This window comes from Enterococcus pingfangensis (assembly GCF_005405205.1).
In the GTDB taxonomy this organism is placed as follows: Bacteria; Bacillota; Bacilli; order Lactobacillales; family Enterococcaceae; genus Enterococcus_A; species Enterococcus_A pingfangensis.
Genome location: NZ_BJDP01000002.1, coordinates 1 through 24,838 on the forward strand (window position 1 = coordinate 1; position 24,838 = coordinate 24,838).

The 24,838-nt window shown below is 39.0% G+C and carries 22 protein-coding genes, 3 tRNA genes and 1 pseudogene; 18 read left to right on the forward strand and 8 right to left on the reverse strand.

The annotated features are described in order from the left end of the window. Both FFM63_RS01595 and FFM63_RS01600 read left to right on the forward strand, forming a co-directional pair. A tRNA-Asn gene (locus tag FFM63_RS01595) sits at positions 1–74 on the forward strand. A 107-nt stretch (positions 75–181) separates the two neighbouring features. Continuing rightward, a complete protein-coding gene (locus FFM63_RS01600) occupies positions 182–535 on the forward strand; it encodes an iron-sulfur cluster biosynthesis family protein (RefSeq protein ID WP_137608601.1) in 354 nt (117 codons plus the stop codon). Positions 536–558: 23 nt separating this feature from the next. Here FFM63_RS01600 and FFM63_RS01605 read toward each other — a convergent pair whose 3' ends face one another. Together FFM63_RS01605 and FFM63_RS01610 are read right to left on the reverse strand one after the other, a co-directional pair. Then, entirely contained in the window at positions 559–1,179 is a 621-nt protein-coding gene (locus tag FFM63_RS01605; RefSeq protein WP_137608602.1) for a flavin reductase family protein, read from the reverse strand. A 10-nt stretch (positions 1,180–1,189) separates the two neighbouring features. Beyond that, positions 1,190–2,164 carry a ring-cleaving dioxygenase gene (locus FFM63_RS01610; protein ID WP_137608603.1) on the reverse strand — a complete coding sequence of 325 codons (975 nt, stop codon included), beginning with the start codon at positions 2,162–2,164 and terminating at the stop codon, positions 1,190–1,192. A gap of 123 nt (positions 2,165–2,287) precedes the next feature. Here FFM63_RS01610 and FFM63_RS01615 point away from each other — a divergent pair, with 123 nt between their 5' ends. After that, entirely contained in the window at positions 2,288–2,932 is a 645-nt protein-coding gene (locus tag FFM63_RS01615) for an HAD hydrolase-like protein (protein WP_137608604.1), read from the forward strand. Positions 2,933–2,976: 44 nt separating this feature from the next. Here FFM63_RS01615 and apf read toward each other — a convergent pair whose 3' ends face one another. Further along, positions 2,977–3,588: an aggregation-promoting factor gene (gene apf / locus FFM63_RS01620; protein WP_137608605.1), complete on the reverse strand. Its 612-nt coding sequence runs from the start codon at positions 3,586–3,588 to the stop codon at positions 2,977–2,979. 743 nt (positions 3,589–4,331) lie between these two features. Between apf and FFM63_RS01625 the strand changes: the two genes are divergently transcribed. Continuing rightward, positions 4,332–5,735: a L,D-transpeptidase family protein gene (locus tag FFM63_RS01625; protein ID WP_137608606.1), complete on the forward strand. Its 1,404-nt coding sequence runs from the start codon at positions 4,332–4,334 to the stop codon at positions 5,733–5,735. A gap of 45 nt (positions 5,736–5,780) precedes the next feature. Here the strand turns inward: FFM63_RS01625 and FFM63_RS09935 are convergent. Then, positions 5,781–6,695, reverse strand: a pseudogene (locus FFM63_RS09935) (transposase); the annotation flags it as partial. A gap of 385 nt (positions 6,696–7,080) precedes the next feature. Here FFM63_RS09935 and FFM63_RS01635 point away from each other — a divergent pair. From FFM63_RS01635 to FFM63_RS09865, 3 genes are all read left to right on the forward strand, one after another. Further along, positions 7,081–7,503: a universal stress protein gene (locus tag FFM63_RS01635; protein ID WP_137608608.1), complete on the forward strand. Its 423-nt coding sequence runs from the start codon at positions 7,081–7,083 to the stop codon at positions 7,501–7,503. A gap of 736 nt (positions 7,504–8,239) precedes the next feature. Beyond that, a complete protein-coding gene (locus tag FFM63_RS09860) occupies positions 8,240–8,557 on the forward strand; it encodes a hypothetical protein (protein WP_246033270.1) in 318 nt (105 codons plus the stop codon). A 111-nt stretch (positions 8,558–8,668) separates the two neighbouring features. Beyond that, entirely contained in the window at positions 8,669–8,905 is a 237-nt protein-coding gene (locus tag FFM63_RS09865; protein ID WP_246033271.1) for a hypothetical protein, read from the forward strand. Between the two features lie 286 nt (positions 8,906–9,191). Here the strand turns inward: FFM63_RS09865 and FFM63_RS01645 are convergent. Continuing rightward, a tRNA-Thr gene (locus FFM63_RS01645) sits at positions 9,192–9,264 on the reverse strand. A gap of 273 nt (positions 9,265–9,537) precedes the next feature. Here FFM63_RS01645 and FFM63_RS01650 point away from each other — a divergent pair. Further along, positions 9,538–9,611: transfer RNA gene (locus FFM63_RS01650), tRNA-Asn, on the forward strand. 247 nt (positions 9,612–9,858) lie between these two features. Here FFM63_RS01650 and FFM63_RS01655 read toward each other — a convergent pair. Further along, the gene (locus FFM63_RS01655; RefSeq protein ID WP_137608609.1) at positions 9,859–10,698 is read right to left on the reverse strand and encodes an aldo/keto reductase; all 840 of its coding nucleotides are present in this window, start codon (positions 10,696–10,698) and stop codon (positions 9,859–9,861) included. Between the two features lie 380 nt (positions 10,699–11,078). Between FFM63_RS01655 and FFM63_RS01660 the strand changes: the two genes are divergently transcribed. The 4 genes from FFM63_RS01660 (at position 11,079) to FFM63_RS01675 (ending at position 15,199) form a co-directional block, all read left to right on the forward strand. Beyond that, positions 11,079–12,050, forward strand: a complete 972-nt coding sequence (locus tag FFM63_RS01660; RefSeq protein WP_137608610.1) for an acyltransferase family protein — start codon at positions 11,079–11,081, stop codon at positions 12,048–12,050. Positions 12,051–12,106: 56 nt separating this feature from the next. Then, positions 12,107–13,435: a C1 family peptidase gene (locus tag FFM63_RS01665; protein WP_137608611.1), complete on the forward strand. Its 1,329-nt coding sequence runs from the start codon at positions 12,107–12,109 to the stop codon at positions 13,433–13,435. A gap of 186 nt (positions 13,436–13,621) precedes the next feature. Beyond that, complete coding sequence (locus tag FFM63_RS01670; RefSeq protein WP_137608612.1) at positions 13,622–14,455, forward strand: fructosamine kinase family protein; 834 nt, start codon at positions 13,622–13,624, stop codon at positions 14,453–14,455. After that, positions 14,456–15,199: an acyl-[acyl-carrier-protein] thioesterase gene (locus FFM63_RS01675; protein ID WP_137608613.1), complete on the forward strand. Its 744-nt coding sequence runs from the start codon at positions 14,456–14,458 to the stop codon at positions 15,197–15,199. It begins immediately after the preceding gene. Between the two features lie 81 nt (positions 15,200–15,280). Here the strand turns inward: FFM63_RS01675 and FFM63_RS01680 are convergent, their stop codons facing one another. Beyond that, positions 15,281–16,255 carry an asparaginase gene (locus FFM63_RS01680; protein WP_137608614.1) on the reverse strand — a complete coding sequence of 325 codons (975 nt, stop codon included), beginning with the start codon at positions 16,253–16,255 and terminating at the stop codon, positions 15,281–15,283. 89 nt (positions 16,256–16,344) lie between these two features. Between FFM63_RS01680 and FFM63_RS01685 the strand changes: the two genes are divergently transcribed. Genes FFM63_RS01685 through FFM63_RS01695 form a run of 3 tightly spaced genes read left to right on the forward strand, consistent with a single transcriptional unit; the run spans position 16,345 to position 18,548 of the window. Beyond that, on the forward strand, positions 16,345–17,175 hold the full coding sequence (locus FFM63_RS01685; protein ID WP_137608615.1) for a DUF72 domain-containing protein: 831 nt from the start codon (positions 16,345–16,347) through the stop codon (positions 17,173–17,175). Positions 17,176–17,188: 13 nt separating this feature from the next. Continuing rightward, on the forward strand, positions 17,189–18,025 hold the full coding sequence (locus FFM63_RS01690; RefSeq protein ID WP_137608616.1) for a Cof-type HAD-IIB family hydrolase: 837 nt from the start codon (positions 17,189–17,191) through the stop codon (positions 18,023–18,025). A gap of 13 nt (positions 18,026–18,038) precedes the next feature. Beyond that, positions 18,039–18,548 carry a pyrophosphohydrolase domain-containing protein gene (locus FFM63_RS01695; RefSeq protein WP_137608617.1) on the forward strand — a complete coding sequence of 170 codons (510 nt, stop codon included), beginning with the start codon at positions 18,039–18,041 and terminating at the stop codon, positions 18,546–18,548. Between the two features lie 53 nt (positions 18,549–18,601). On the opposite strand, the gene FFM63_RS01700 is transcribed toward FFM63_RS01695, so the two are convergent. Further along, positions 18,602–19,954, reverse strand: coding sequence for an aspartate kinase (locus FFM63_RS01700; RefSeq protein ID WP_137608618.1), 1,353 nt, complete (start codon positions 19,952–19,954; stop codon positions 18,602–18,604). Between the two features lie 313 nt (positions 19,955–20,267). Between FFM63_RS01700 and FFM63_RS01705 the strand changes: the two genes are divergently transcribed. The 3 genes from FFM63_RS01705 to thiI all read left to right on the forward strand — a co-directional run bounded on the left by FFM63_RS01705 (position 20,268) and on the right by thiI (position 24,559). Further along, the gene (locus tag FFM63_RS01705) at positions 20,268–21,989 is read left to right on the forward strand and encodes a septation ring formation regulator EzrA (protein WP_137608619.1); all 1,722 of its coding nucleotides are present in this window, start codon (positions 20,268–20,270) and stop codon (positions 21,987–21,989) included. A gap of 194 nt (positions 21,990–22,183) precedes the next feature. Beyond that, positions 22,184–23,326, forward strand: a complete 1,143-nt coding sequence (locus tag FFM63_RS01710; RefSeq protein ID WP_137608620.1) for a cysteine desulfurase family protein — start codon at positions 22,184–22,186, stop codon at positions 23,324–23,326. A 24-nt stretch (positions 23,327–23,350) separates the two neighbouring features. Continuing rightward, positions 23,351–24,559 (forward strand): tRNA uracil 4-sulfurtransferase ThiI, encoded by a 1,209-nt coding sequence (thiI, locus tag FFM63_RS01715; protein WP_137608621.1) that lies wholly within the window; start codon positions 23,351–23,353, stop codon positions 24,557–24,559. Positions 24,560–24,838 lie beyond the last annotated feature (279 nt).

Genomic DNA, 24,838 nt, shown 5'->3' on the forward strand with positions numbered 1-24,838 from the left:
TCCGGCATAGCTCAGTTGGTAGTAGCGCATGACTGTTAATCATGATGTCGTAGGTTCGAGTCCTACTGCCGGAGTTTTAAAGGCAATCTTTTGATTGTCTTTTTTTGTTGTTCTGCTATAAGCAAAGTATTTAGTGAGATCAATCGAATCGTGCTATGCTTCTATATGAGGTGATTTAAAAATGCATATAAATATAGCAGATGAATTGGTCAAACAGCTTGAGAAGTATCAAGGCAGTCGGATTGTTTTAGATTTAGATGATGGCGTGGGACGCTACTCTAAATCCGGTAGTTGTGCATTGAATATTAGTTTTCGTTTGTTGATCCTAGATAAAGATCAGGACGATTCAGATTACACATTAGATATTGAAAGTAATATCGGTAATATACCAATCAAAGAACATTCTAAATTATATTTAGAGGATGATATGTCTTTGGTTTTTGATCCGCGAATGTCGTTGATCAAGTTAAAAGGTCCAAGTGGTATGATTGATGGGAATGTACAGATTATTGATTTACGTAAAAATAAGGAGTGAACTCAACTGAGTTCACTCCTTATTTATTTTGGCCGTTTAAGCTCTAACGTTTCTGCTATATGGCTGTATGTGTTACCAGCTAAACGAGCTATGGGGTTAAATACGATTGAATCAATATATTCTTTTTCTTGATCGAAGAGAGTTTCTTCAAAATGATAGTTCAAGACTTCTAAGATAAATAAGTCGCTGATAATAGTTTGCTCATGATCTTTGACTGGAACATATTGGTGCAACCGGACCTCAAAACGAATGGGTGCCGCTTGAATCGCTGGAACAGCAACTTCTTGGCTAGCCAATAATATAAGATCGCTTTTATCCAACTCACTTTCATCAGCAGGTAACGACGCAGCTGATTGATTCATCTCCGTCAACACTGTATCATTCACTAGATGGATGACACCTTCATTTTGTTGCAGCAAATTATGTGCAGTGTCTTTCATCTTCTGATCGATTCGGTTGATTGAAAGACTAACTAAAGGCAGTTCTTTAGAAACCACGTTGAAATAACTGAACGGAGCGGCATTTATCACGTCTGTCTCAGGATTAATCGTTGTAATCCATGCGATTGGACGCGGAATAACACTACCAGTCAAAAATTTATAATTTTGTTTGCTCGTTAGGTCTTTAGCAGAATAAAAGAGCATATTTTTCTCCTTATTGACGTTTTTTGTTGGCGTCAGATGTGTCGAATGGACGAACATAGTCCTCGATTTCTTCACGTTTTGATTGTAGGTGAGGTGGCAAGGATAAAATCTCTCCTGCGTGTTCATATGTTTCATCTTGTAAAAAGCCGGGGCCGTCTGTAGCTAGTTCGAATAGCACGTGTGGAGCGGCTAAGAAATATTCTGATTGGAAATAGAAGCGATCAACAAAACCTGAATTTGGAAATTCTAAGGAATTGATTTTTTCTATCCAATCGCGAAGTGCTTCGTCATCAGCAACCCGCAAAGCTAAATGATGGACATTTCCATAGCCTTCTTGGGCAGGGATCATATCGGGCTGATCGTCTACAATAATCGTAGCGCCATTTCCGCCTTCGCCAACTTCAAATTGATGCAAAGTATCTTCTGCAGCAGTTTCTTTAAATCCTAATAGATTTTCTAAAACTAATTTTAAGTGTTCAAATTTTGCAACAGTAACGATTACTGGTCCTAAGCCAAAGATTCCATGTTCAGCGGGGACATTTGAATTTTTCCATGGAGTTCCGCCAGCAACGCCCTGATTTTTTTCATCAGAAACTAATTGGAACAATTGATCATCATAGTCATGAAATTCTAAATACTTTTTACCGAAGCGTTCTTTGATTTCACCATGAGCGACGTTTAGTTCTGAAAAACGTTGTGCCCAATAATCTAATGAAGCATCCGTTGGTACACGGAAGCCGGTCCGAGAAATACTGTTTGTTCCTTTAGATCCTTTTGGAATTTGTGGGAAGTCAAAGAATGTCATGTCTGTCCCAGGAGCACCGGCATCATCAGTAAAGTATAAATGATAAGTTTCGATGTCGTCTTGGTTGACGGTTTTTTTAATCATACGTAAGCCTAAAATATCTGTAAAGAAGCGATAATTTTTTTCGGCACTAGAAGTCATAGCTGTAACGTGGTGTAATCCGCGAATTTGTGTATCCATAATAAATTCCTCCTTAAATCTTACTAAAAGTAAGTATAGATGTAACGGCTTTTTTTAGCAAGAATTTTGACTTCTATTGATATTTGTTAGCAGAATCAGTAGGATAGAAAGAGGGGGTAGACGATGAAAAATATTGTTTTGTTTGATTTAGATGGAACATTGATTGATTCTAGCGAAGGAATCTTAAATAGTATTTGTTATATGCTGGAAAAGCAAGGCTTGATGATCCCTAATACGGAGACATTGCACAGCTTTATTGGGCCGCCATTAGGGGAATCGTTACAGGAATTATACAAATTGACTGAGGTTGAGTCAAAAAAAGCTGTACAACTTTATCGAGATCATTATGCTGAATATGGAATTAAACAGTTGACCATGTATGCGGGAATCGACAAAGTATTGGCAGAGCTATCAAAAGACTATCCGTTAGCGTTGGCCACTTCTAAACCAGAGATATTTGCTAAACAGATCCTTGAGAATGCTGGATTGTCGGAATACTTTACTGGAATTTTTGGTGCAGATTTAATTGGCGGACGTTCAAAGAAAACAGATGTGATTGCTTACTCATTAGAACAATCTTTAGCAGCCGATGGAGTGATGGTTGGTGACCGAAAATTTGATATTATCGGAGCAAAGGAAAATCATCTAAATAGTATTGGCGTTTTATATGGTTTTGGAGATCAACAAGAACTGACCGAAGCCGGCGCAGATCAGATCGTGGCGCTGGTGGATGAATTACCGGCGGCAATAAAGAGTAGTTTTAAATAGCAAAAAATCCCTCAAATGAGGGATTTTTTTTAATGGTTTTCGATTTAGTACCAACCGTTTGCTTGCCAGAAAGCTTGTGCGCCTTCCCATGAACCGTAACGAGAAGTTACATATTGGTCAGCAACACGTTCTTGGTTTTCTGCAGAGTAGTCACCATTCAAGTATGAAGCTGATAATTGGTAACGTCCGATGTATTGACCGTTAGTTGCTGTGTATGAACCGCTAGATTCGCGTTGAGCGATCCATTCTTTTGCTGAATTAGTACTTGTAGCAGTTTCAGCAGTTGTAGCTTGTGTTGTCGTCTGAGTTGCTGCTTGTGTTGTTTGTTGTTCAGCTTGTTGAACAGGTGCTGTTTCTTGAGTAGTAGTTTGTACAGCCGCTGTTTGTTCTTGAACGGCTGTTGTCGCAGTACCTTCAGCGTCTGTATCGATCGTTAAGGTTTGACCTTCAAAGATCATGTGAATATTAGAGATATTGTTTTCCTTAGCGATTGAATCGATCAAACTGTTGTCGCCAGCAAATTTAACAGAGATTTTTGATAATGTGTCTCCAGATTGAACGGTGTAGCTTTCTGCTGCGTGTGCATCTGTTCCTAGTGCAAATACTGCACCGGCTGTTAGTAAAGTTGTAAGTACAAGAGTTTTTCCAAATTTCATTATGTAAATTCCTCCAAAAAGTTTATGATTTTGAATCAGTCATTTTCGACTACGAGACATACTTTACCATCCTTCTGTGTGTCTGTGGTTATAAACCAGTGACAAGAAGTTACAATCCAGTGTATAAATGTAACAAACGATGTCTGAAATTCAGTCTTTTGAAATACTTAATCTCTTTTAAAAATGAGTGGAAAAGGCTATTTAATAAGAAATACAAGAGCTATTTTCTATTGGAAATTCTTGAAAGCGGTAGTAAAAACTGCAACATTGCAACTTTGGTGTAAAAAAACAGAAAACTATATAGGAAAAAAATAGGAAAAATAAGGGGAGGTTCTTAAGAAAAGGTAAACAACCAAAGTTCAGATAAGAAAAGTGAAGTATATTTTTGATGCAACTTTCGACTTAGTTTTATATAGTAAGAAATATTCCAGCAAAACGGCGCTTAATTTCAAGTTGCTTCTATTATTAAGGAATAATCGAGTAGAAGAATAGAAATTACTTTTTGAGCATACTTATTTATTTTCAAATAGTCATTGTTTTAATTTTTTTTTTGACTAAAATATCACAGAAAAAATTTTGCTTTATAAAATGAGATACATTCACTAAGAAAATATAAAATATTAGAGAATCCCTGTTATTTCTTTGGTAGAATATGAGGGGAACAAAAGATTGCTGTCTCTGAGGCTGCGGGGGTAGCTGGTATAAAATAGAACAATTTAATTAAGAAAAGTGAGGATATATTTTTGAGAAGGTTTGGGGAAGATTTTTTTCAACAGAAGACGAAAAGAATAGTTATTATAGGTTTGACGGTATTGTTGGTAGTAGTTAGTTTTTATTCATTTAAGAGTGTTCAGTATGCGGAACGATTTTTGCCAAAGACTGAGATCAATCATGTCGATGTTAGCGGATTAACAATCGATCAAGCCAATGAAAAAATAGAGGCAAAGTTATCGGATACGCCATTTTCCATTCAGCTAAACGATACGTTATGGAAGAAGGTCAAGCGGAGTGAGCTTGGCTGGCAGCAGGATTATATGAATGGACTTATTAGTATTAAAGAGCAGCAAACGCCTTTTGCTTGGGGAATTCGATTGTTTTCAGGAAGTCAGCATCAATTAGCAAGTACATATGATCAAACACAAGTAAATCAATTAGTAGAAAGTTTTGGAATAGCACTTCTTCAAGCAAATTTGACGCGAGTTCCAACGAAAAATGCCTCAATCGAATGGGGGAAGAAGAACTTTGTGATCGTACCAGAGAAAAAAGGGAACACGATCGATGTTGTAGCAGTCCAAAAGGTATTAAAACAGAATTTGGAAAATGGAAAACAATCAGTGGATGCAGAAGATTATTATGCGCAACCGGTCCTGACAAAAAATGACAGCGATTTGAAAAAACAAAAAAACAAATTGAATCAGTTTGCTAAAATAAAAGCATCTTATACAATTGGCGGACAACAAGTCAAAATCCCGTCAACTGAACTTCAGAGCTGGTTGACTACGAATGAAAATGCGGAAATATCGCTGAATCAGGAAAAAGTGACAGCCTTTGTGACAAAGTTAAACGACGACTACAATACGAAAGTCAATTCTACACAGTTTAACAGTACGCGCCGCGGAAGTGTCGCTGTGCCAGCAGGTATCTACAGCTGGTCGATCAATATTCCGGCGGAGGTCAATGAATTGAGTACTCAAATTTTGAACGGGGAAGACTTTAACCGTGTTCCAATCGTAGAAAGCGATGCTCCGAATGTTCAGACAACGATCGGCAATACGTATATGGAAATCGATCTGCAAAACCAGCATATGTGGTACTACAAAGAGGGCAAAGTCCAATTTGAAACAGATATCGTTAGCGGAAAACCATCCACACCGACTCCGCCAGGCTTAAATTATTTGGTTAGCAAATCAACGGATCAAGTATTGCGCGGATTCAATGATGACGGCTCCAAGTATGCCAGCCCAGTAAGCTACTGGATGCCGATTGACCATACAGGTGTCGGTATCCATGATTCCAATTGGCAAAGTGCCTACGGGGGAGACTTATGGTTGTCTCGCGGATCCCACGGCTGTCTTAATACGCCACCGGATAGAATGGTCGAATTATATCCAATCCTTGAAGTAGGAACACCAGTATTAGTGTTTTAAATTTTAAATTAAGTAGAGAAAAAGTGCTAATGTGGATTAGCATTTTTAAACTGTAGACAAAAAGGATTTTAGGTGGGTATTTCTCTTAAAATCCTTTTTTTGTTCTAATATTCTAAAACTATGCAAAACAATAAAGGTCTTCTGCCTTTAACTTAGCCAGGTGGCCAGGTTCTTTAAATTCATTGCAGCAAAAATCAACATCGTATGGAGGGACACTTTTTCCAAGCCGCTATACTTCGTCCAGCGCATACCATGTTTTTCTTTACCATCTGCAAAAACTCGTTCAATGGTTTCTTTTCTCCTAGAATATATTTTTTTATTGATATCTGTAAGGCGTAAATCTGCTGCAACATCTAAATAATATTGCCAAACATGTCGGATAATCAATTTTTGATGACTTTGGTTTTTGGTACCTTTATCAAGGCCTGGCCACCATTCACATTGATAATATTTTGATTTATATTCTCTATAACCCTCACGATTAACTGTAGAAAAAGCTAGAATTTTATCTTGAGGACAGAGATAACAATCATAATATCCATCATAGCCAAACTCTTTTTTTCTAAATAATTCTTTGTCTCCTCGAGGCCTGGTGTAGGGTAAAACCGGACGAATTTCTTGATCAATCAATGTCTTAGTGATAAAAGGTGTTTTATATCCTGCGTTCGCCACAATTGTGGTGATTTTTTTTAAAAGGCGTCGCACTTTTTCTACTAAAAGAACAGCTACTTGACTATCATAAATATTACCCATGGGTTACAATCCTCTCCAAGACAAAACCGTGATCATCACAAATTGTATGGGCAGAATAAGCAAATTGTTTTTCTCTTTCGCCTGTTACATAATACCCGCTCTCAGGATCTGCCAGCCTTATTTTCCTATCTCTCAACTCACTTTTAATGCCCATATAAAAAGACGTTTTCCTTCTAGAATTCGTTGTTCATTAATTTCATTTTCTAGCAGACTGTAGACTTCATCCAAATATTGGTCTTTGTCTACAGTCTGGTCTGAAAGTGCTAATATGGATTAGCACTTTTTTTATTTGTTTTTTTCCGTTAAAATAGAAATCAATAAAATTTTCAGCTGAATTATTATTTGAAGAATTCAAAAAGGTATCCGATGTGATCGTATCAAATCGGATGGAACCACTGCTTAAAGAGGTGGAAGAAAAAGTCTATACGAGAGATATTTTTAGAAGAGATTAATCAAACTGAATTCATAAATCCAGTTAAGAGGGAGTTCCTGAAATGAAGAGGAGCTTCCTCTATTTTTAGCAATATAAAACGTTATGGTTAGATTTTATAAATAAAACAGGTATAATTGATGAAAAAGGGAGGCGCTGTTCATGGATGAATACAAAAATATTTTAGTTCCTGTTGATGAATCGAATCAATCGTATGATGCGTTAAAAGAAGCGGTTTCAATCGCACACAGAAATAATGCTCATTTGTACATTTTGACGGTGACGGATATGTCGATTGCTACGGTAAATGCGCGGCTTATTCAGTTTATCCAAGAAGATGGGGAAGAACGAGCACAACGAACGTTTGATAAAGCGGCACAAATCATACCTGACAAGATCAGTTACACGACACGTAAAATCGAGGGAACGCCAAAAGTAAATATCGTACAGTTTGCTAAAGAAAATGAGATTGATTTGATCGTGATGGGGGCAACAGGAAAAAATGCTGTCGAACGAGTATTAATTGGTTCAACGACCTCCTTTGTCGTTGCCCACGCTCCTTGCAATGTAATGGTCGTTCGTTAGTTTGAGCCAGAAGTTAGTTGCAAAAATGAGCTGAGCGAGTTGAAAGTAGCGCAGCCTATGTTTAAGGTTATTCGTTTTTTGAGAAAGAAGAACTTCAAAATATTAACAATTACAGTTGAGGAGCGGTGAGAATCTATCACGGCTCTTTTTAGTGTGCAGATATATTGGTCTGGTCGTTTCCAATGAGCTCGTTAGCGTTATATTCAAAAGAGATATCTGTTATTCATAAGGAGACGTTCACAACTGTTGAGCTGATCTGTGTTTGTTTTCATATTATTTTATTTGTTTTTTTCAAAAATATGAGGGATTTATTTGCAGCTGATCCATTCAATTTGATCAATTGAAACAATTTAGCGAAATCTTTGATACTTAGATTTTTTGAAACGGCCGATGGTATTATGAGTCGTACAACTATTGATAAATTTTATGATTAAATAGGCGTTTATAAGTGAGAAATTTAGTTTGATTCTAGCCTTTAGCTTATAATTATGGCCAGATAATTTTCTTGATTTAAAGCAAAATAAAGTTCAATTAAACAGAGTTAAATTGTCGAAATATTTTATACTTATTTATAATAAGTATAAAATAATATTTTTTTATTCAAGTTATTGATATTCAACAATCATTTTTAATGGTTATTTTTTGGCTAATCTTTGTTCTTGACTATTTTTGACTTTACGATTACTATAGTGAAGTCGTGAAATTGGTCTATTAAGTATAGAGGAGAAAAAAGACTATGAAGAATAAAAAATTTATGTTATTTACGGTGATTGCGCTGTTAGCGTTTATTGGTTTTGCCGGTAAACAGTATGCGGATAATTTGATCAAATGGGGCGGAGAAGAAAACATTTCTATTATTAATAGCAACTTAGATACATTGAATGATTCGCTAACAAGTAAAGAACAAAAAATCTCGCAAGTATCGGATGAGCTGACTAGCACGAAAGATCAGCTGAGCCAAACACAAAAAGATATCGAGAACTATAAGCAAGAACTTGAGACGGTAAAAAATGAAAAAAATCAGCTGGTCAGTGATAAAACTAGTTTAGAATAGCAATTAAACAGTAAAAATCAAGAACTGCAAGCTAAACAACAAGAAATTTCAGAGCGAGTAAGAGAAGTTGATCAAAAGAATCAAGATTGGAATGCGAAATTACAAGAAGCGTTGAACCAATCGAATAGTTTGCAAACGACTATCGATTCATTGAATAATCAGATCAATCGTTTAACGAATGAAAAGAATTCATTACAAGCTGAATTGGATACAACGAAACAGCAATTGGCAAGTTCAGATAAAGAAAATTCTGATCTAAAAGCTTATATTGAAAAGTTGAACAAAGCAAATAGTGATGTTGAAGACGCAGCGAATAAGTCTCAACAAATTGTTGAGCAACATCAATAGTATGTAACGGAAAAGCCCCTCAATCGAGGGTTTTCCATTACTTGTTTATGCAACCGCTTTAAACGAGCATCATTTTATTCAATTTTTTATTTTTCAGTCTTTCCGCTTCTCCAAGCAAACATAACAGCCGCTGATCAACATTCAGCGGCTGTTATGTTCTATTTGATTGATATTTTTTGGCTATGAATTGTGTGGTATTAAAAAAACGATAATTTGGTGGGGGTTTTGTGGAATAAAAGAAAAAACTGTCAAAACATTGGAAAACAATGTTTTGACAGTTTTGAGAAGCCACTTGACGGGCTTGAACCGTCGACCTCAGCCTTACCATGGCTGCGCTCTACCAACTGAGCTAAAGCGGCATAAGTTATTTAATACATGATATAGAATAGCGAAGTAACCGGTATTTGTCAACTGTTTATCCATAAAAAAATTCCAGCATGAACAAGAGTTGAATGCGCTATAAAAAGTTTGTATTTGAAAAAAAAGGCAAATTTTTTAGCAAAATTATTTACTAAATAGCAGTGTGATCTTACGTGGCTTTCACGGCTCAACTAACGATCTTTAATTGCGTGATTTTTGATAATTTAGGATTGCGCGATGCAAAAAAAATTGCTATTATATTAGAGTATTCTTCCGGCATAGCTCAGTTGGTAGTAGCGCATGACTGTTAATCATGATGTCGTAGGTTCGAGTCCTACTGCCGGAGTTTTTCAGTGAACGATCACTGTCGAATAAAAAAAGTTAGCTCCTAGAGATCGATAAATGATTTCTAAGGGCTAACTTTTTTATAGGTACTATTTCGTCTTACGAGCCCATTCATCCGACGTTAGCGTTTTTTACTTCAGCTTACAAAGATCCTCGTAAGTTCCACCGTATTCAGCCAGTTGAAAATGGAGAGATCTCGTGTGATTTAAATGGGTTCTATTCATGAAGATCTGTGGTTACTCAATTTTTTAAAAATCAAATTCATCTGGATGTGGTCCGCTGCGTAACCCCTCATTTAAACGGTCTAACTTTTCTAGATCAGTTTGATCCAAGGTGAAATCGAAAACATCCGCGTTGCTCAGCATCCGCTCTTTATGAACCGATTTGACGACCAAAAGAATAGCTTGTTGGATGTCCCAACGTAAAATAACTTGAGCCGTCGATTTGCCATGCTTTTGTGCGATTTCTTCAATAACTGGATGGGTCAATAATTGGCCTTGCATCAAAGGTGACCAAGCTTGGATCTTGATATCGTACTGTTCACAAAAGCTGCGAACATCTTTTTGTGCTAATTTAGGGTGTAATTCGATCTGATTCAACACCGGTGCGACTTTGGCATAAGATAATAAGTCAACCAAATGATGACGTTCAAAATTACTTACCCCGATTGCGCGTACTTTTCCAGCCGCATACAATTCTTCTAAAGCTAGCCAAGCTTCACGATAACTGTCTTTGCCCGGCCAGTGGATCAAAAACAAATCTAAATAGTCTAATTGCAATTTCTCCAAAGATTGTTCAAAAGAGGCTAAGGCTTCTTCTTTAGAAATGTGGGCATTCCAAACTTTTGATGTAACAAATAAATCTTCGCGTTTTAAACCAGTTGCCGCTAAACCTTCTTTGATCCCGCGACCGGTTCCTTCTTCGTTGCCATAAATTTGTGCCGTGTCGATCAAACGATACCCGTTGATGATGCCTGTTTTTACAACTTCTGCTGTGTCTTCATCAGGTATTTGAAAAACGCCTAATCCTAGACCAGGCATTTCGACGCCATTGTTTAATACGATTTTATCTGTTAATGAGTGGATCATTCTGCCGTTCCTCCTTGCCGATTGAAAGTCAGTATATAAGCTTTAGACTAGAATGTATAGTACGCACTTTTTAGTGATATAGGTACTAAAAAGTATCTTTTGCAACTGTAAAAGGTGAACGGCTGAAATGAGAAAAAAGTTTTTCTCAATGTACGCTAAGTCCACTGGGAAAAAGCAGCGATTTTTTAAATTCATCTCTTTATCAAAAGAGTTGTTTATATTCAGATAGAAGAGATTTTTTTTGTAAAAGTGATCTTTTTATGAAGAAAGCCGTCAATAATGGCGATTTATCGAGGAAAATGTGCTCTTTTTCCAAAAATTGGGCAATCTCTTTGAAGTCGAAAAAAATCCTCGTTATACTGAAAATGAGGAGGGATAGGATGAAAGAACGTGATGCCTATTTTGACAACGCAAAACTTTTCTTGATGATCTTAGTCGTGTTCGGTCATTTTCTGCAACCGTACATAGATGATCACCCGCTATATAATGATCTGTACTATTTCATCTTCACTTTCCATATGCCGGCGTTTATCTTGATCTCTGGTTATTTTGCTAAAAAAGGGCCGAAACCGATCAAGGCGCTGGTAAAAAAAATATTACTTCCGTATGCCTTTTTCCAAATCCTTTATTCCGGCTACTACACACTGATTGGACTGCAAGATTCATTTAGTCTAGATTTGGGGATTCCTCAATGGTCATTGTGGTTTTTATTAAGTCTGTTTTGTTGGAATGTCTTATTGCACTTGACCAACTATTTTTCAGTCAAAAAAATTTTGATCGGCAGTGTAGTCATGGCAGTAGCAGTCGGTTATTTTCCGATCTTTGATCATTTTTTAGCGATCCAACGAACACTGACTTTTTTTCCCTATTTCATGGTCGGGTATATGATTCCAAAAGCTTGGATCGAAAAAATAAAAGCTTATCCTAAAAGATGGGTCGCAGTAGTGATATTTTGCGGCTTGTTTCTATTTATCGAAGGAAATGATTTAATTAACAAGTATTGGGTCTTTGGTTCAAAACCGTATGATGAATATTTAAATCATCCGTCACTCGGCGGACCGCAGCGTTTGATCTTTTTAGCAGCGGGGCTGATCGGGATCATTGCCTTCTTATTATTGGTTCCAAGAAAGCGATATTTCTTTTCAAACTGGGGGAGAAATACATTGACGGTTTATTTGCTCCATGGTTTTGTCGTCAAAGGACTGCGAGTCTTAGAACTGGATCTGGAAATCAGTTCGATCGAGCTTCTTTTCCTATTTGTTGCAAGCATGTTATTAACGGCAGCCTTATCAAGTAAACGCGTGGGTCAATGGATCGAAAAAGGAAAACAAGTTTTGCAGCCGAGTTTGTAAACTAATTGTCTCTTTGCCGCATTAAGCGTAAAATGAGCAACAAGGAGGCGTTTTTTATGTCAAAAATTACTAATGAGCAAACGCAAGCTTTTCGTGAAGCTTTTGAAAAAAATCCGAAGCAAGTCGCATTGCAACGAGGTGTAGTGAAAAACGGTATTCGTGCTTCTGCAGAAAATATGCAGGCGCATGTTGAAAATACTCCAGTCTTTTCTGTGGATCTTGCAACCGGAAAAGTAGCGAATCAAAAACAATCCGGCCGTTGCTGGATGTTTGCCGCGCTGAATACCTTCCGTCATAAATTGCTTACGACCTTTCAGTTGAAAGATTTTGAGCTTTCGCAAAACTATACTTTCTTTTGGGATAAATATGAAAAAGCCAATTATTTCTATGAAAATATTTTGAATACGGCAGAACAAGCGGTATCTAGTCGTGAAGTGACTTTCTTATTGCAAACACCGCAGCAAGATGGCGGTCAATGGGATATGATCGTTTCACTTTTCCAAAAATATGGTGTTGTCCCAAAAAGTGTGATGCCTGAAAGCAGCAATAGTTCAAATTCCCGGGATCTGAATAATTATCTAAACAAATTATTGCGCAAGCACGCCGTTTTATTACGTCAAATGGTCGCAGAAAAAGCGACTGCAGAAGAAATTCAAACAAACCGCGAAGCGATGCTGCAAGAGGTCTACAATCTCTTGACGATCTCACTAGGCACGCCGCCGGAAAATTTTGATTTTGAATACCGCGATGAAGAAAAGAACTATCATTTAGATCAAGGATTAACACCGCAAAGTTTTTATGAAAAATACGTGGGCGTGAATTTGGATGATTACATCAGCATCATCAACGCACCGACTGAGGACAAACCGTTCATGAAATCCTACACGGTCGATATGTTAGGCAATGTTGTCGGCGGTAAACAAGTGAAATATTTGAATCTTGAGATGGCTGAATTCAAAGCATTAGCAGTGAAACAGTTGGAGCAAGGCGAATCCGTTTGGTTCGGTTGTGATGTGGGTCAATCATCTACGCGCGACAGCGGCATTATGGCTTTAGATGCTTATGATGTGGATGATTTGTTTGACGTTGATTTAACGATGACTAAAGCAGAACGGTTGGATCATGGTGAGAGTTTGATGACTCATGCGATGGTATTGACCGGAGTGGATCTGATCGATGACCGAGCGAAAAAATGGAAAGTTGAAAACAGCTGGGGTGAAAAAGTCGGCGAGAAAGGCTTCTTTGTAATGAGTGATGAATGGATGGATGAATATACTTATCAAATCGTTGTCCGCAAAGAATTTTTGACCGCCGAGCAATTAGCTGCTTTTGAAACAGAACCGATCGTCTTAGCGGCATGGGATCCAATGGGAGCACTAGCCTAAAAGAAAAAAGATTTGAAACAAGTTCGCTTGTTTTAAGTCTTTTTTTTGTTAGAAAAGCGTTTTCTTTTTTACTATGCTATACTTTTTATAAGAGAGAAGCAAAGTTTGAACAGTCAGCAGACTGGTTATGAGACAAAAACGGTAAATGACTCGTCACAAAATGATTTGTTGTAAGGAGTTGATAAAATGGATGAATTGCTGAAATATCTGCAATTGCAATCAAAAGCCGTACCGATTGCTGGCGGAGATATCAATCAAGCGTATCGAGTGACCGATGGGAAAAAAGATTATTTTTTGAAATGTCATCCGCAAATGTCCGCGGATTTTTTTCAAGCAGAAGTTGATGGATTAGCAGAATTGAAAACGGCGGTCCGCGTACCAACGACGTATCAGCACGGTAGTTTTGAAGACATTGCCTTTCTTTTGATGGAATGGATCGAACCGGGGGAAGGGGATCAAAAAGATTTGGCCCGTGAGCTCAGTAAGCTCCATAAAATCAAAGGCCGCAAGTTTGGCTACAAAAAAAATAATTTCATGGGTCTGTTGCCGCAAATCAATTTGAAATCAGATGATTGGTGGGATTTTTATTTCACGAATCGTTTAGAGGTCCAAATCAAGATCGCCCACGGCAGAAACCGTTGGACTGCGCAAAGAGAAAAAGATTACCAGTTATTTAAAGACCATGTTTATCAAAAATGGGGTACAATGTCTTTTGAACCAACTTTATTGCATGGGGATTTTTGGAGCGGCAATACGTTTTTTGATACACAAGGTCAGCCGGTTTTCGTAGATCCGGCGGTTTCTTACGGACATCGAGAAGTAGATATTGCCATGTCGCAGCTTTTTGGCGGGTTCCGTCAAGAGTTTATCGACAGCTATCAAACAATTTTACCGATGCGATCGGGTTGGCAAGAACGACTGGCGATCTATCAGCTTTATTATTTACTCGTCCACTTAAATATTTTTGGCGAGAGTTATGGAGATTCCGTAGATCGTGTCTTAGCTTTAGGAGGAAAATAATTGGGAAAAAGATACACCATCAACCACGAGGTCGCTTATTATGAGTGCGATATCAATCAAACGATGACATTTCCGGCGCTGTTGAGCGTTGCGATCAAAGCTTCCACGGATCAAAGCGATGAATTAGAACGAGGAACGGAACAGATCAATGCGTTGGGGATTACTTGGGTGATCACTCAAACAGAAGTGACGATTGATCGACTGCCTCGAGTAGGTGAAAAAATCAGTATTGTGACGGAACCGACCGAATTCAATCGTTATTTTTGTTACCGCAGTTATTGGGTGTATGATCTAGCGGGAAATGAATTATTGAAGATCGATATGGCCTTTGTATTGATGGACATTGATAATCGTAAAATGAGCAGTGTCGATGCTGAACTGATGGCGCCTTATGAGTCGCCTAAAGTAAAAAAAATCCGCCGCTGGCCAAAGATCGAAAAAGTCGAAGCAGACCAAAAACAGTTGTATCATGTTCGCTATTACGATCTTGACAGCAATCATCACGTCAACAACGCGATGTATTTCAACTGGCTGATTGACGTCTTAGGGTATGATTTTATGACGCAGTATGAACCAAAATATGTTAATATCAAATTTGATAAAGAAGTATTGTACGGCAATGATATCGAAAGCTTTTATGAGATCGTTGAGGAACCTGAAGCAAAAGCAAAAACGCGGCATGAAATCCGCTTAGGCGACCAGCTCGCTTGTGAAGCGAATATTTCCTGGCAAAAAAGAAGTTAAAATACGCTCCTTAAGTTAGATTTTTAGTCTAATTTAAGGAGCGTATTTCAATTTTGCTTTAACTTCTTGCCGCTAATAAAACTATTCTTCCATAAATTGTTTTAGTTCTTCCTTTGATAAATGAGCATTCAAAGCGATCAATAATTTTAACCGTGCTTTTTGACTATTGATTCCGCTGCAGAAGATCACACCATGCTGTGCCAATTCGATCCCGCCGCCTTGGTAATCATAAACAGGTTCAGCGATTCCGTTGAAACAACGAGAAACTAAAACGATTGGCAGACCTTTTTCCAGTAAGTGATAAACAGACGGCAAGGTTTTCGGCGGCAAATTTCCCGCACCTAAAGCTTCGATTACCAGACCGTCGACTGTGATTGCTTGGTCCAGTATTTTGAAAAAGTCGCCTTCCATACCGGCAAAGACTTTGACGATGGGGATCATAGCGTCAAAACTTTCGACATCGTAACGTGTTGCTTTAGGCAATTCTTGCTTGAAAAGAATTTTTGATTTTGTGACTAATCCGATCGGTCCTAAGGTTGGTGTTCTAAAAGTTGCCACATTTGTTGTGTGTGTTTTAGTCACGTAGCGAGCGCTGTGAACTTCATCGTTCATGACCACGAGTACGCCTTTATCGATGGCATTTTCTGAAGCCGCCACACGAATGGCACATTCAAAATTATAAAGACCGTCACTACCTAATTCATTGATAGAACGCATCGCGCCAGTTAAAATAATAGGAATCAGATTGCCGATCGTGATTTCTAAGAAGTAGGCCGTCTCTTCTAAGGTATCTGTTCCATGAGTAATGACCACACTGTCGATTCCGGTTTGTTTAGCGAGTTTGATTCGTTCTTTTAGTTGAAACATAGTCTCAACTGTAATATGGGGAGAGGGAAGATTTGAAAAGTCTTCCACGATCAATTCGATATCAGCAGGCAGACGCAACTCTTGTCCAGCTGCCAACAGCGGATTTTTTTTGTCTGGCCGCACGGCACCGTGGGTATCTTGGCTCATTGAGATCGTTCCGCCGGTATGTAAAATCAAAATCCGTTTCATCTTCATTACTCCATTCGTTGTTAGCACATTGTTGCTAATTTTTTGCTATGTTTATTGTATACTATGAAACAAAGGGAGGCTAGGATACTATGATTCGAATTGGATTAACTTCTTTTAATGAACACAGCAGTTTGACTGGAAAGAAGTCTTCTTCTTTATACGAATACGCAGGTTACTTGCCGTTAGTAGAACTGGATACGAATTATTACGGGATCGCTACTAAAAGCTCTGTCGAAAATTGGCTGACGCAAGTTCCGGCGAATTTTCGGTTTGTGGTTAAATTATACGCTGGATTTACTGGGCAAAGTAAATGGCAAGACAGCTATCCTTCTGTAGCAGCGATGCAAACTCATTTTTTAGAAACGATGCAGCCGATGATCGAAAGCGGAAAGTTATTTTGCTTTTTAGCGCAGTTTCCGGCACAATTCAAGTGTACGAAAGAAAACGTCGCTTATTTAGAAACGTTGCGCAGTTTGTTTGAAGATTTACCAGTTGCCATCGAGCTGCGTGATTATAGCTGGTATGCCAAAGAATTTGTTGATAAGACACATCAATTGATGCGAACGTTGAATTTCAGTTTGGTAATGGTAGACGAGCCGCAGCTGCCAGATACCGTTCCATTAGATAATACAATAACGAATAAAGATTTCAGCCTTTTTCGGTTTCATGGCAGAAATCAAGCGTACTGGAATGATCGAACCGGTGATTGGCGGAAAAAACGCACCTTGTATCGGTACAATCCAGCAGAATTACACGGCTTAGGCGAGCAAGTTCAACAAGTTTCAACAGGTTCTGCCGAAGTCGGAGTCATTTTCAATAATAATTCCGGCGGCGATGCCGCGGATAATGCGATGCAGTTGAAAAAAATCCTGCAATTGAATTATGAAGGATTGAATCTGAGTCAAATAGATTTATTTTAAACGAGGGAGTGCCATGATAAAAGCTATTTTTTTTGATATAGATGGAACGTTGACTACTAAAGATTCAAAAGTGCTTGCTAGTACGTGGAAGGCGATTCGTTTAGCACAAGAGCAAGGAATCTTATGCGGCGTTGCGACTGGCCGCGGACCGGTCAGAATCGACGAGCGGATCGACCATTTGCCATTAGATGTTTTTGTTACATACAATGGACAGCTCGTTTATACCCAGACCGAAGATATTTATCAACGACCGTTTTCCGCGGAGGTACTGCAGCAGATTGTGGATTTTGCCGATGAGGATCATCGCCAGATTATTTTTGGCGGCAGGCGTCATGTGGAGGGCAGTAATTTGATGAAATGGTCGCAAAATACATTAGTAAAACAAATCGCCGCTTGGATGCCGAACTGGTTTCCCGTCCGAACGACGCGGCATCTATTGCAATCATTCAGCCCCAATCGTAAAAAAGGCCGTTACCAGCAATTAGAAATTTTACAAGGGCCAATCTATCAATGTGTGCTGTTCAGCGCTGAAACAGAATCAGCGAAATTAATGAAACGCTTGCCAGACTGTTCATTTCAACGCTCAAATCCTTATTCAGTAGATATTGTTCCTAAAAATGGTTCGAAATATCATGGTATTTTAGAATTTACTAAAGTCGCTGGAATTGAATTGGGTGAAGTCATGGCTTTTGGCGATCACTATAATGATATCGAGATGATCCAAAAAGTCGGGATCGGAGTAGCGATGGGAAATGCACTGCCAGAAGTCAAAGCCCAAGCCGATTACGTTACAGATTCTAACGAAAAAGACGGGATCTATCAGGCGTTGAAACATTTTGAAATTATTTAATGGAGTGAATAGAATGAATGAACCTTATCAGTTGGCACGTGAATTCCATGAGACGTTCGCGCCAGAACCGCCTAAAAAACCAACGGCCTTTTCCACAAAACAAGGCAGTTTTCGTGCAGGATTCAAAGCAGAAGAAATCGTGGAGTTTTTATACGGGGCAGCCGCCGGGGATGAAATGATCTTCAATGATTTAGTTGAAAAACTACACGAGAGTATTGACCAAGCCCAAGCGAAAGTTTTAGCAAAAACAGAAACAGTCGAAGATCCGCTGATCGCGCAAGTCGATGCTTTGACCGATCTGCTTTATTTTACATATGGCTCATTTGCTTTGATCGGTGTCGATCCTAAACCAATCTTCGAAATCGTTCATCGCGCCAATATGGGAAAATTATTTCCAGATGGCAAGCCGCGCTACTATCCTGTGACAAATAAAGTGATGAAACCCGATGATTGGTACGAAAAATATGCACCAGAACCGTTGATCAAAAAAGAATTAGACCGACAAAAAGGAAAAGCTGAGTAATCCGAGCTTTTCCTTTTTTATCGATCTATAGAAAAATGTGCTGTTTAAATAGATTAGTCAAAGAAAGTATAGTACAACGACCGCACAGCTAAGCGTTCGTGTTCACTTCGAATGGCGAAGATGATGCTGCGCTCGTCGGCACCTTGAGAAATCATCCGCAAGTTAACATTTTTTCGCGCTAAAGCGGCGGTACTGTCAGAAGTGATGCCAGGTCGTTCACGCATTCCTTCACCAACTAGTGCAACAACTGAAAGACCATGTTCGATCGACAATTGGTCGGGTTGGATTTTTTCTTCGATTTGTTTCATCAATTCAGCCTCGATATCACGCGTCAATTGACGTTCGCGTAAAATAATCGAGATATCATCAATTCCTGACGGCATATGTTCAAAGCCGATATCAAAGGACTCGAGAATTTGCAAGATACGCCGAACGATTCCAACTTCTCGGTTCAACAAATATTTTCCAATGGTGATCCCGCAAAAACCGTCATCGCTGGCAACGCCGACGACTTCATTCCGGTTCTCATCAGTAAAACTTTTTTTGATCAGTGTCCCTTTACATTCAGGATTATTGGTGTTTTTAATGATCACCGGGATGTGGGCTTTGAAAGCCGGCATCAAGGCTTCGTCATGAAAAACGGTGAATCCGGCATAAGTAAGTTCGCGAATCTCGCGATAAGTAGCGTATTCGATTAATTCCGGATCATGGATGTATTTTGGGCTCGCTGAAAAAATACCATCAACATCGGTAAAGTTTTCATATAATTCAGCTTTCAATCCTGCTGCGACGATCGAACCCGTAATATCTGAACCGCCGCGCGAAAAAGTACACAGCTGGCCGTCAGCCGTATAACCAAAGAAACCAGGAATAATCATGATCTCTTTTGAATCACGCCATTGATAAATTTTTTCGTAGGATTGATCCAAGATCCGAGCATTTTGCGGCTCATTAGAAACAATGATCCCTAATTCTTTTGGATTGATATAGCGGGCGTTGATGCCGCTTTTTTGAAAACAGGCTGCGACTAATTGAGCATTTAGATTTTCTCCCGTTGCTAAGAAACTGTCTAAGGCATAAGGATCTGCTTGGTCATAGTTTTCTTGCAGTCGTTGTAATTCAGTATTGAAAGTTTTTTCAAGCTGTTCATCAACTTGGAATTCTGCTGCTATTTCAGTGTAGCGAGCAACGATTTCACGGACTAATTCATCAGTTTCTTGTTTGTAGACGACAGCATTATAAAATTGAATCAATAAGTCGGTGACTTTTTTGTCTTTATTGTTTCTCTTTCCTGGAGCAGAAACGACAACGAAACGCCGGCTAGAGTCGCCAGTAACGATCGCTAAGACTTTTTTTAGTTGTTCAGCTGAAGCTACAGAGCTTCCGCCAAATTTGGTCACTTTCACTTTAATCACCTCTTATTTTAATGTGGCTTTAATATTATCCGAAAACCTAGAGAATTTCAAGGGGGCACAAGGCTTTCAGGAATAGAAAATTTAATAAAGTTACACTATTCTTAAATTTATAGTAATTGAAGCGGCTACTAAAAAATGCTAGTATGAGGAGTGAGTGTGCGTAAATTGTTTCGAGTGAATTCGAAACTAGCTAGTGAAGAGCAAAGTCTTTTATGTTATAATCTACGTTAGATGTTTTTGCCCGAAAATAGAAAAAAGTACCATTAAACAAACTGAATCTTGATAGTTGAAAGGAAAATCATACATGGGAAGTAATGTAATCATAGGGATCGTTATCGGCTTAGTCGTTTTGGCAGCCGTTTTATACTTGATTGGTTATCTGATGAAGAAAAAAAACCAAGAACGCTTAAAAGAACTTGATCAAAGGAAAGAAGCGTTATTCGATCTTCCTGTCGTGGAAGAAGTCGATGAAGTGAAAAAAATGCACCTTGTCGGCCAAAGCCAAAATACTTTCCGTGAATGGAATCAAAAATGGACGGATGTTTCGACAAAATCTTTTGCGGAGCTTGAAAGTCAAATTTTTGAAGTTGAAAGCCAGAATGAGACATTCCGTTTTATGAAAGGCAAGTCAGCGATTGAAAGTGCTGAACGCACGATGACCGAGATGGAAGAAGAAGTTGAAGGAATCCGTACTGGATTGAAGGAATTGCGTGAAACGGAAGAACGTAATTCATTAGCCGTTCAACAAGCCTTGGATGTTTTTGAAGAATTGAAAAAAGATCTAAAGGAAAAGAAAGACAGCTTTGGTCCAGCTTTGCCAGAGATCCAAAAACAAGTGAAAAATGTCGAAATCGAATTTACTCAATTCGTAACGTTGAATACGTCGGGGGATCCGATTGAAGCGCGTGAAGTATTAGATGACGCTGAAAAACATACGTACGAAGTTCAAGAGACGATGCAAAAAGTTCCAGTAATCTATGAAGATCTGGAAAAAACATTCCCAAGTCAAATTGATGAGTTAGAAAAGACTTACAACAAAATGTTGGCAGATGATTTTGTCTTGCCAGAGGATGATTTCGAAGAACGTTTGGATAAAGTCAAAAAACATGTCGAACGTTCATTAGAAGATCTAGAAAAAATCGAATTAGGTACAGTAGAAACAGCGAATAAAGAAACAGCTGAACTGATTGATGATTTGTATGCAGTGTTAGAAAAAGAATTTGAAGCTAAAAAATATGTTTTAACGAATCGCAAGACTATCGGCGAATATATCGCACATGCGTCGCGGAACAATCACCAATTGATGGTTGAGTTAGATCATACATCGCAAAGTTACGCGCTGAACAACAATGAACTAGGTCGTGCCCGCGGCTTCCAAACAGAGATCGAAGAATTAGAACGACGCAATCGCAATATTGAACCGCAGATCGATAAACATGAATTGCCGTTTTCAGAAGTTCAAGTATTCTACAAAGATGCGTTTAAAGTTTTAGATGATATCGAGACAAAACAAGTTGAGATCGACGACGACTTGCACGATTTGCGCAAAGGTGAAAAAGAAGCCTCTGAAAAAATCGAAAAATATGAATTCCGTTTACGTAATTTAAAACGTTACGTCGAACAACAACGTTTACCTGGTTTGCCGGGAGATTATTTGGAGTTCTTCTTTGTTGCCACAGACCGTGTGGAAGAGTTGAGCCAATCGTTGAATAAGATTCGGATCAATATGCGAGACATCAATAAATTAGTAAATCTGTGTGATGAAGATATCGAATTGCTAGATCAGAAGACTTATGACTTAGTTGATGCGGCGGCTTTGACAGAGCAGATGATGCAATATGCGAATCGTTACCGTCATACACATCCTGAGATCAAAAATGCGATTGAAAGTAGCTTAGAATTGTTCAATAAAGAATACCGTTACCAAGATGCGTTAGATGAGATTGGTACGGCGCTTGAACGAGTTGAGCCTGGTGCTTTCAAACGGATTGAAGATTTTTATTTCAACAACCGAGATTTAGTTTAAGCTGAGCGCGATGCTCAGCTTTTTTTAATCGTTTTATGGAACGAGCAACTCACCATAAACAATCTCAAAAAAACAATCAGCGGTCTTTATGTTAAAAACAGCCGATCGTTATGAAGTCGGATTTGGAAGGAATACTTGAAGACTTGCAGTATTCCCGCTATAATAGGAAAGAATTTTTGAAGGAAGGTCATAAGATGATTTATTTTGATAATAGTGCGACAACAGCGATTTATCCGTTAGCACTTGATACATATGTAAAAACCAGCCAACGCATCATGGGGAATCCCTCTAGTTTGCATGATCTGGGAACACAGGCGAATCGTTTGCTGCAACAAGCTCGCAAACAAATTGCTGAACTATTAGATGTGCAAGCAAATGAGATTTTTTTTACTAGTGGAGGCACAGAAGGCGACAATTGGATCTTAAAAGGTACTGCGATCGCGAAACGTGAGTATGGCAATCACATCATTATTTCCAGCGTTGAACATCCAGCCATTCGCCGAACAGCCGAGCAGTTGGGAGAACTCGGCTTTGAAGTCAGCATCGCACCAGTCGATCGCTCCGGCTTTGTAGAAGTAGACAAATTAGCTGAATTGATCCGTCCTGAAACAATCTTAGTCTCAGTCATGGGTGTTAATAATGAAATGGGCGCGATCCAACCAATCGCGGCAATCAGTAAAGTGTTAGAAAATTACCCAACGATCCATTTTCATGTCGATGCTGTACAAGCAATTGGAAAAGTGGATCAAACAAAATGGCTGACCCCTCGAGTTGATTTTGCTGCATTTTCTGCACATAAATTCCACGGCCCTCGCGGTGTTGGATTTATTTACTGGAAAGCGGGCAAAAAATTAGCACCGCTGTTGAACGGCGGCGGACAAGAGAGCGGACAACGGGCGACAACCGAAAATCTACCGGCCATCGTTGCTATGAGCCGTGCGTTACGCATCCATCTTGAAAAAAAAGCCGAGCGGCCAAACCATACCGCGATCATTCGGCAATATTTGAAAGAAGCACTACTGAGTTATGACAAAGTGACGGTTTTCTCTGGGGATGAAAACTTTGCTCCGCACATTTTAACTTTTGGGATCAAAGGGATTCGCGGAGAAGTTTTAGTGCATGCGCTAGAAGAAAAACAAATCTTTGTTTCGACGACAAGTGCTTGTTCCAGCCGTAAAAAAGTGGACAGCTCGACATTGCATGCGATGCATGTTCCCCACGACACAGCGACAACAGCTGTGCGGGTAAGTTTAGATGAAGCCAATACAATGGCAGAAGCCGAGCAGTTTATGGTGATATTCAATCATCTTTACGAAAAATTTTCGAAAATCAATTAGTGAAGATAAAAAAGGAGAATGAACGTGCAATATACGGAAATCATGGTGCGTTATGGTGAATTATCGACGAAGGGAAAAAATCGTCGCACTTTCATTATGCAATTGGCACAAAATGTCCGACGTGCGTTGGCTGAATTTTCTAATTTGAAAATTCATGCTGACCGTGACCGGATGCATATCCTATTAAACGGTGAAGACAGCCGCTTAGTTTTACCAAAATTAGAAAAAGTCTTTGGAATCCAAAATTTTTCGCCAAGTATTCGCGTAGACAAGAACCTTGACGCGTTGAAACAAATGACGCAACAAATCCTGCAAGAAATTTATACAGGCAATGAGACCTTTAAAATCACTGCAAAACGCAGTGACCATGACTTTGAATTAGATAGTCAAGGGCTGCAACAATTTTTAGGCGATGCAGTGATAGATGTTTTCCCAGAAATCAAAGCACAGATGAGACGGCCGGATATCAATCTGCGGGTGGAGATCCGCCGCGACGATGCGTATCTTTCTTATGAAACGATCAAAGGGGCAGGCGGATTGCCAGTCGGTACTAGCGGTCGCGGAATGTTGATGTTGTCTGGCGGAATCGATTCGCCAGTTGCCGGTTATTTAGCAATGAAGCGGGGCGTTGAAATCGAAGCCGTTCATTTTGCCAGTCCGCCTTACACGAGCGAACAAGCGCTGCAAAAAGCGAAAGACCTGACAGAAAAATTGACACCTTATGTCGGCGGCATTCAATTTATTGAAGTTCCTTTTACAGAGATCCAAGAAGAAATCAAAAAACGCAGCCCGCAAGGTTATTGGATGACTTTGACGCGGCGCATGATGTTGCGGATAACCGATGCGATTCGTGAAATGCGTCATGGCTTAGTGATCATAAACGGTGAATCTTTAGGACAAGTAGCTTCGCAAACATTACACAGCATGGTAGCCATCAATGAAGTGACGACAACACCGATCATTCGCCCGGTTGTAACGATGGATAAAAATGAAATCATTGAATTAGCAGAAAAAATCGATACGTTTAAACTGGCGATCCAGCCGTTTGAAGACTGCTGTACGATTTTTGCGCCGCCGCAACCAAAGACCCGTCCGAAATTGGAAAAAGTTTTAGAATTGGAAGAACGATTTGATATCGAAGGCTTGATGGCACGCTGTTTAGCCGGACTGAAGATCGAAGAAATCTTCCCGGAACAAGCAGAAAAATCCGAAGAATTCGCAGATTTATTATAAGACTATTTGAGCAGGAGAGAATACTTTCCTGCTCTTTTTTTGTAAAGGATTGTTATTGCTTTTTTTCCATGTTAAAATCATATATGTGAAGTAATTAACAAACAATACAAAAAAGGTCAATTTAATAAAGCAAGTAAGGATGCCAGTTCCGCTTTTAGCAGTATAAAAAGGTTTATAGGTGTAGCGGAATGGTATACGGTATGAGCAACAAACTAATTTTTTGTAAAAAAATTAATTCATTAAAACGAATAAGGATGCCAGTTCCGCTTTTGGCAGTAT

Excerpts from the sequence above, each read along its gene's own strand:
- FFM63_RS01600 (WP_137608601.1), top strand. The coding sequence starts at position 182 with ATGCATATAAATATAGCAGATGAATTGGTCAAACAGCTTGAGAAGTAT.
- FFM63_RS01605 (WP_137608602.1), bottom strand. The coding sequence starts at position 1,179 with ATGCTCTTTTATTCTGCTAAAGACCTAACGAGCAAACAAAATTATAAA.
- FFM63_RS01610 (WP_137608603.1), bottom strand. The coding sequence starts at position 2,164 with ATGGATACACAAATTCGCGGATTACACCACGTTACAGCTATGACTTCT.
- FFM63_RS01615 (WP_137608604.1), top strand. The coding sequence starts at position 2,288 with ATGAAAAATATTGTTTTGTTTGATTTAGATGGAACATTGATTGATTCT.
- apf (WP_137608605.1), bottom strand. The coding sequence starts at position 3,588 with ATGAAATTTGGAAAAACTCTTGTACTTACAACTTTACTAACAGCCGGT.
- FFM63_RS01635 (WP_137608608.1), top strand. The coding sequence starts at position 7,081 with ATGGATGAATACAAAAATATTTTAGTTCCTGTTGATGAATCGAATCAA.
- FFM63_RS09860 (WP_246033270.1), top strand. The coding sequence starts at position 8,240 with ATGAAGAATAAAAAATTTATGTTATTTACGGTGATTGCGCTGTTAGCG.
- FFM63_RS01655 (WP_137608609.1), bottom strand. The coding sequence starts at position 10,698 with ATGATCCACTCATTAACAGATAAAATCGTATTAAACAATGGCGTCGAA.
- FFM63_RS01660 (WP_137608610.1), top strand. The coding sequence starts at position 11,079 with ATGAAAGAACGTGATGCCTATTTTGACAACGCAAAACTTTTCTTGATG.
- FFM63_RS01665 (WP_137608611.1), top strand. The coding sequence starts at position 12,107 with ATGTCAAAAATTACTAATGAGCAAACGCAAGCTTTTCGTGAAGCTTTT.
- FFM63_RS01670 (WP_137608612.1), top strand. The coding sequence starts at position 13,622 with ATGGATGAATTGCTGAAATATCTGCAATTGCAATCAAAAGCCGTACCG.
- FFM63_RS01680 (WP_137608614.1), bottom strand. The coding sequence starts at position 16,255 with ATGAAACGGATTTTGATTTTACATACCGGCGGAACGATCTCAATGAGC.
- FFM63_RS01685 (WP_137608615.1), top strand. The coding sequence starts at position 16,345 with ATGATTCGAATTGGATTAACTTCTTTTAATGAACACAGCAGTTTGACT.
- FFM63_RS01690 (WP_137608616.1), top strand. The coding sequence starts at position 17,189 with ATGATAAAAGCTATTTTTTTTGATATAGATGGAACGTTGACTACTAAA.
- FFM63_RS01695 (WP_137608617.1), top strand. The coding sequence starts at position 18,039 with ATGAATGAACCTTATCAGTTGGCACGTGAATTCCATGAGACGTTCGCG.
- FFM63_RS01705 (WP_137608619.1), top strand. The coding sequence starts at position 20,268 with ATGGGAAGTAATGTAATCATAGGGATCGTTATCGGCTTAGTCGTTTTG.
- FFM63_RS01710 (WP_137608620.1), top strand. The coding sequence starts at position 22,184 with ATGATTTATTTTGATAATAGTGCGACAACAGCGATTTATCCGTTAGCA.